The following is a 5,201-nucleotide window of genomic DNA, read 5'->3' on the forward strand; positions in this document are numbered from 1 at the left end:
CTGAATAATGGTAAAACCCTTTTAAAATAAGGCTTTTGACCTGTTAAAGTCCGATGTTCATGCTGCGAAAATAGGATTGGGACTTTCAAAAACCTTGCATTATCCTTCTTGTAGTACATCGCTTGGTACAAAAAACAAGGGCAACAAAGCCTGAAACGACCGGCTCCTGACGACCGGCTACTGACTCCTACCCCCAGGAAAAACTTTTTCAGCAGACCCTAATTACACATTTCGATCAAGCTTTTGCTCCTTGCCTATCTTCACTAGGAAATTTATTTTGCATGACTACTTATTACCTAAAGATTGATGAGATTATTTAACGATTGATCCACAACTATCGGGGGTTATTTACCTAAGAGATAAGTAAATATTATTTTAAGTTTATTTAAGGCTGTCATTACTAATGCTAAGTTGAGCCGGGTAAATTTTCCTGTAGTATCAAAAGGAAAACTCATTCGACCCGTTCAGTTTAAACGGCGAGAGAAGGGATTTTAAGACTGAGGAACAACCTATGGCAAAAAAAACAAAGACAACCACTTATAAAGTCACCCTGAAAACACCTGGTGGCGACCAGACAATTGATGTTCCCGATAATGAATATATTCTCGAGGCAGCAGAAGCAGAAGGATTAGATTTACCCTTTTCTTGCCGTGCTGGTGCTTGCTCTAGTTGCGCTGGTCAAATCGAATCTGGTAGCGTTGATCAGTCTGATCAATCCTTCTTAGATGATGATCAAATTGAAGCGGGTTATGTCCTCACCTGTGTCGCCTATCCTACTTCTGACTGTGTGATCGTCACCCACAAAGAAGAAGATTTGTACTAATTTAACTCAATATTTATTTGGGGGTTAGATACTCCAACAATAATAGAGCGGGAACTGCAAGAGCGACAGTTCTCGCTTTATTTGTATTTTTGCCTCTTGACTCGACAGTGAGATACAGCCAAAAAATTAATCCTGCTAGAGGTTTTCTACAAATTCATAATTATATGGTAGTATAGTTATAAAATTATATAAAGGGAGTCAGAGATAATGCTATTCCGTCAGATGTTTGATTCCGAAACCAGCACTTATACTTATTTGATTGCCGATCCCGTCAGCAAGGAAGCGGTATTGGTGGATCCAGTGCGGGAACAGGTGGAAAGGGATGATCGGCAATTACAGGAGCTAGGATTAACGCTAAAATACTGTTTAGAAACCCATATTCACGCCGATCACGTCACAGGAACTGGAAAATTAAGGCAAATCACAGGCTGTCTGGGTATAGTTCCCGAAAATGCTCAAGTAGCCTGTGCTGATCGCCATCTGGCAGATGGAGAGGGATTGTTACTAGGAAATATCACCATCAAAGCGATCGCTACTCCTGGTCACACCGATAGTCATCTAGCCTATTTAGTCAATAACAGTCATATTTTGACGGGAGATGCCCTATTTATCCGGGGTTGTGGTCGTACCGACTTCCAGAGCGGCGATGCTGGTACCCTCTTTGATTCGGTCACGCAAAAACTTTTCACTCTCCCCGATAGTACCCTAGTTTATCCCGGCCACGACTATCGCGGTTTAACTGTCTCCACCATTGCCGAAGAAAAACAATACAATCCCCGTTTTCTCGGACGTAACCGCAGACAATTTATCGAGTTTATGAACAGTCTTAATTTACCAGATCCCAAAAAGATCATGGAGGCAGTTCCCGCTAACCAAGGCTGCGGTAATTTAGGAGTTGTTTTAGCTTAAAGATCCATTCAGGAGATTAACGATGACCAATACCACAAATCAGGCAAAATTACTAGAATTTGATGCCCATACTTTAAAAAACTTAATTGAGCGTCGAGAAGTTTGCTTAATTGACGTGCGAGAACCGGGGGAGTACGCAAGCGATCGCATTCCAGGGGCGAAATTAGTACCACTTTCCAGTTTTAACCCCGATTCGATCGCTTTTGACCCCAATCAAACCCTAGTTCTCTACTGTAATTCCGGCAGCAGATCCACTGTAGCAGCACAAAAACTGATTGCGGCAGGATTTAGCCAAGTTGCCCAGCTTAAAAACGGCTTAAATACTTGGAAAAGTGCGGGTTATGCCACCGAAAAAGACCAAAATGCGCCAATTAGCCTATTCCGTCAGGTGCAGATCGTCGCTGGTTCCTTAGTAGTCCTCGGAACAGTATTAGGAGCCTTTCTCTCGCCTTGGTTCCTGATTTTAAGCGGTTTTGTCGGTTCTGGTCTAGTTTTTGCGGGGATTAGTAATACCTGTGCTTTAGCTATGCTTCTGGCTAAACTTCCCTATAATCAACCCCATCAGTAAGCAGTAATCAGTCATCAGTAATCAGTAACCAGTAAATAATGAAATATGATTTGCTGATAACTGATAACAAGAGAAGAATCTAAAACCTAAGATGTACTTAGTTTCTAGCCTTCTTTTTAGGTAGGAGAATTGTCAGATTCTTTACTTGGGGCCTGTTGCCTTCAGAAACTGATAACTGATAACTGATAACTGATAACTGAAATGACTTGGTTAATTGGACATTTATTAGCCGTTTGTACGGGGATTAGTCTGGGATTGTTAGGAGGAGGAGGTTCTGTACTAGCATTACCGATTCTAGTCTATGTGATGGGAGTACCGACCAAATCGGCGATCGCTATGACGCTTCTAGTCATCGGTAGTGTCAGTTTACTCGGCACGATTCCCCACTGGAAAAAAGGCAACATTAACTTAAAAACCGCTTTTATCTTCGGTTCTGCCACGATGGTAGGGGCTTTTTTGGGAGCAAGATTAGCCACATTACCCTTTGTCACTGCCACCTTCCAGATGCTCCTGTTTGCGACACTAATGCTCCTAGCGGCAGCCTTTATGATCCGCAGATCAGCACAGATAGATAATCCTGATTATAAAGCCCGCGATCGGCAAAAAAATCTGACTCTCTACCCCCAACCAGTCTGCCGATATTGCTGGCTCTGGTTAATGAGCGAAGGAATTGCTGTGGGTGTCCTGACGGGATTAGTTGGGGTTGGGGGAGGCTTCGCTATCGTTCCCGCGCTGGTATTATTGGGTAAAATCCCCATGGTTCAAGCGATCGCCACTTCCCTGCTGATTATTTTCCTCAATTCTGTAGCCGGATTACTGGGTTATTTAGGTCATATTAGCGTCGATTGGCAGTTAACCCTATCCTTTGCTTTTGCGGCTGCCCTCGGTACTCTTATCGGTTCCTATCTGGGACAGTTTGTGTCCGCAAAACAGTTACAAAAAGGTTTTGGTTATTTTCTCTTAGCGATCGCAACTTTAGTTTTAATTCAAAATCGTCATATCCTGTACAATTTCCTGACTCCGAAAGGCAATTCTATCATCCCAGCGGAGAAGACTATCAATCGAACTGAAGTCAATTAAATCTCGATACTGGGAGAATTGCTGCAATACTGATCAGCTGCTTGCCTATCCACATCACTTGTTAAAACTACATGGGAGAGGCACTGGAGCTTTTTGCTGTTTAAGACTGATAACTGATAACTTACCCACTGATAACTGATCACTGATCACTGATTATCGGCCCACTTCAGCGAAAATCTCGGCTAAAATCTCCCCAGCACCAGCCTCGCGCACTTTATGGGCTAAATCTCGTCCTAAGACTTCCCCATGGCTAGGATCACCGCTAACCGAGTCCTTAATCAGGCGCTTACCGTCGAGACTAGCCACCATACCCGTTAAAGTTAGGATACCATCCTCGATCGCCGTATTCACTCCGATGGGAACTTGACAACCCCCCTCCAACTCCCGTAAAAAAGCGCGTTCAGCATAGCATCTATCGCGGCTAGGGGCGTGTTCCAACACTTTTAGGACTTCCAAAACCTCTGGATCAGCATCGCGGCATTCTATCCCTAAAGCCCCCTGTCCCACCGCATGGAGAGAAATTTCCGCCGGAATAACCTGATGAACTCGATCGCCCAATCCTAACCTTTCCAATCCCGCTACTGCCAGAATAATCGCGTCGTATTCTCCCGCGTCCAGTTTTGCCAGACGGGTGTTGACATTGCCGCGCACATCTTTAAAAGTCAGATGGGGATAATGGTAACGCAACTGGGCCAATCGCCGCAGGGAAGAAGTCCCCACCACCGCACCTTCCGGTAAAGTGTCTAATTGATAGTCTTGATTTTGGCTATTTACCACCAAAGCATCGGCCGGATTAACTCTTTCGGTGACGCAACCCAAGATTAAGCCTTCGGGCAAATTAGTGGGCAGATCCTTGAGAGAATGGACGGCAAGATCGATCGATCTATCCAACATTCCCACTTCTAGTTCTTTGGTAAATAAACCCTTATCACCGATTTTCGCCAGGGCCACATCGAGAATTTTATCGCCTTGGGTACTCATCGTCTCCACCTCAAACTGTCGATGGGGGTGGTGTTTACTCAATTCTGCCTGTACCCAATAGGTTTGTACTAGGGCTAACTGACTTTTACGCGAACCGATACGCAGGGAACGAGGAGGACTAGAAACGGACATATCTGAAGTAGGAATTTAACTAAACATCTATCTGACTGCTCGATCTAGACTATCCTGATCTCACCCCTGTTGAGTAATCACTTTCTAGGTTAGGCATAAATAGTTACATCTCTTAATATTTTTCAGGAAATGGGGTGACTATTATTCCCCACTGACAGCAAAGCTGAAAGCCTAGATTAAAATAGAGGGACAAAGGTTGCAACAGGGTCTAACTAATGACATTACAACACCCTTGCTATAACAAAGAAGAATTTGTCCGACGTGGACAGGAAATCTATCACTCTCAGGTGCGTCAGCAGGTTGAGAAGGACAATCATGGGAAGATTGTAGTTATTGATATCAAAACAGGTGCTTTTGAATTAGCCAAAGATATCCTCACAGTTTCCAAATCAACTTTTAACCCGATTGACCGATGCTCAAATTTGGTTCGTTAGAATCGGACATCGAGCATTTGATCGAGTCGGTTTTGCCCTATCATATAGAGACAAAAAGACCGAGTAACCATTGTCAGATTCTCCATACCCCCCTTATCAAGGGGGGAGCCGCGCCCCCCTTATCAAGGGGGGATCAAGGGGGGATCAAAGGCACAAGGCTCTTCTAGGTTCTGTGTGAGCATGGTATAATAGTAACACAGAACAGGAGGTGGGTTATGTGGATAAATTTTGATCAACTCCTCGATTTACCAAATGTAACAGTGGTCAATTATCA

General features: G+C 44.0%; 5 protein-coding genes and 1 pseudogene. 5 read left to right on the top strand and 1 reads right to left on the bottom strand.

Translation table 11 applies throughout. The annotated features are described in order from the left end of the window. Window positions 1-511 precede the first annotated feature (511 nt). The 4 genes from EWV66_RS03910 (at window position 512) to EWV66_RS03925 (ending at window position 3,380) form a co-directional block, all read left to right on the top strand. A complete protein-coding gene (locus EWV66_RS03910; RefSeq protein ID WP_002758813.1) occupies window positions 512-823 on the top strand; it encodes a ferredoxin in 312 nt (103 codons plus the stop codon). Window positions 824-1,030: 207 nt separating this feature from the next. Continuing rightward, entirely contained in the window at window positions 1,031-1,732 is a 702-nt protein-coding gene (locus EWV66_RS03915; RefSeq protein ID WP_072925737.1) for an MBL fold metallo-hydrolase, read from the top strand. A 22-nt stretch (window positions 1,733-1,754) separates the two neighbouring features. Further along, window positions 1,755-2,300: a rhodanese-like domain-containing protein gene (locus tag EWV66_RS03920; RefSeq protein ID WP_002786812.1), complete on the top strand. Its 546-nt coding sequence runs from the start codon at window positions 1,755-1,757 to the stop codon at window positions 2,298-2,300. Window positions 2,301-2,501: 201 nt separating this feature from the next. Next, window positions 2,502-3,380, top strand: a complete 879-nt coding sequence (locus EWV66_RS03925; protein ID WP_287109279.1) for a sulfite exporter TauE/SafE family protein — start codon at window positions 2,502-2,504, stop codon at window positions 3,378-3,380. Between the two features lie 153 nt (window positions 3,381-3,533). On the opposite strand, the gene hemC is transcribed toward EWV66_RS03925, so the two are convergent. Further along, entirely contained in the window at window positions 3,534-4,493 is a 960-nt protein-coding gene (hemC, locus tag EWV66_RS03930; RefSeq protein ID WP_002738668.1) for a hydroxymethylbilane synthase, read from the bottom strand. 215 nt (window positions 4,494-4,708) lie between these two features. Here hemC and EWV66_RS03935 point away from each other — a divergent pair. Beyond that, window positions 4,709-4,994: pseudogene (locus EWV66_RS03935) on the top strand (hypothetical protein). Window positions 4,995-5,201 lie beyond the last annotated feature (207 nt).

Origin of the sequence: Microcystis sp. M_OC_Ca_00000000_C217Col (genome assembly GCF_007095585.1) — a bacterium.
Classification (GTDB): Bacteria; Cyanobacteriota; Cyanobacteriia; order Cyanobacteriales; family Microcystaceae; genus Microcystis; species Microcystis panniformis.

Bases quoted from the DNA above. Each gene is read 5' to 3' on its own strand.
- EWV66_RS03910 (WP_002758813.1), top strand. From the start codon at position 512: ATGGCAAAAAAAACAAAGACAACCACTTATAAAGTCACCCTGAAAACA.
- EWV66_RS03915 (WP_072925737.1), top strand. From the start codon at position 1,031: ATGCTATTCCGTCAGATGTTTGATTCCGAAACCAGCACTTATACTTAT.
- EWV66_RS03920 (WP_002786812.1), top strand. From the start codon at position 1,755: ATGACCAATACCACAAATCAGGCAAAATTACTAGAATTTGATGCCCAT.
- EWV66_RS03925 (WP_287109279.1), top strand. From the start codon at position 2,502: ATGACTTGGTTAATTGGACATTTATTAGCCGTTTGTACGGGGATTAGT.
- hemC (WP_002738668.1), bottom strand. From the start codon at position 4,493: ATGTCCGTTTCTAGTCCTCCTCGTTCCCTGCGTATCGGTTCGCGTAAA.